The organism is Catenovulum sp. 2E275 (assembly GCF_025515275.1).
In the GTDB taxonomy this organism is placed as follows: Bacteria; Pseudomonadota; Gammaproteobacteria; order Enterobacterales; family Alteromonadaceae; genus Catenovulum.
In genome coordinates this window covers 1-1,286 of the sequence record NZ_JAOPFU010000103.1, presented here as the reverse complement: position 1 = coordinate 1,286, position 1,286 = coordinate 1, and the positions used below count along the sequence as shown (strand labels likewise).

1 protein-coding gene is annotated in these 1,286 nt (G+C 48.4%); it reads left to right on the top strand.

Annotation, left to right across the window (positions count from 1 at the left end; all coding sequences use genetic code 11):
* Nucleotides 1-1,286 (top strand): beta strand repeat-containing protein (locus N7931_RS19205; RefSeq protein ID WP_262795952.1); only part of this gene is annotated, 1,286 nt, incomplete at both ends.

Below are 1,286 nucleotides of genomic sequence, written 5' to 3'. Positions count from 1 at the left end.
CAATTTAACGGTTAGCGCAACGCAAACCGACACAGCGGGTAACACCTCAACAGCGGCCAATACCACAGTGCGCTTAGATAATGTAGCCCCATCAGCGCTAAGCATCACCACCCCAATAGAAATAGATGACATTATAAATGGTGCAGAAGATGCAGATGTACTGATAACGGGGGCAGGCGCAGAAGCGAATGCCCAAATCAATATCAGCATAACGGATTCTGCTAATAATGCGCCGGTCACAGCCCAAGTGACAGCCGATGGCTCAGGTAACTGGACATTAGCAGGCAATGAAGTGGATGTATCGGCACTGGCTAATGGCACATTAACAATCAGTGCCACCCAAACCGATGAAGCTGGCAACCAATCTAATGCAGAAACAGCAACAGTCAGCTTAGATAACACTATTGCATCGCCGAGTATCTCAACGCCAATTAGCACAGACGGAATCATAAACGCCGCAGAAGATAGCAGCGTATTAATTACCGGTAGCGGCGCAGAGCCGGGCGCATTATTAACGGTCAATATAGGCGGTGTTCAAGTACAAGTGACCGCAGATAGCAGCGGCAACTGGACAATCCAAAGTAATGAACTGGATATCAGCAGCTTAAACAATGGCGCACTCACAGTGACAGTCACCCAAACTGACAGTGCAGGCAATACCTCAAGCGGGGCAACGCAAACCATCACGCTGGATAACAGGGCACCGGTAGCACCGGTGATAACCACCCCAATTGCGACTGATAACGTGATTAACGCAGCAGAAGATAATAGCTTATCGTTAAGTGGTACAGCCGAAGCGGATGCGACCATTGATGTTAGCATTATCGATAGTGCTAATAATGCGCCAGTCACAGCCCAAGTAACAGCCGATGGCTCAGGTAACTGGACATTAACAGGCAGTGAAATAGATGTATCAAGCTTAACTAACGGCAGCTTAACCATCAACGTTACTCAAACCGATGTTGCAGGTAACCGCTCAAATGCTGCGACAGCGACAGTGAATTTAGACAACACCATTGTTGCGCCAAGCATTACGACCCCAATAGAAAGCGATGATATTATCAACGCCGCAGAAGATAATGACGTATTGATTACGGGTACAGGGGCAGAAGCCAACGCTACTGTCGATATTGCCATCACAGACGGCAGCTATACAGATACAGCCCAAGTGACAGCCGATGGCTCAGGCAACTGGAGCATTGCAGGCAGTGAGTTAGATGTTAGCAGCTTTAATAACGGCAATTTAACGGTTAGCGCAACGCAAACCGACACAGCGGGTAACACCT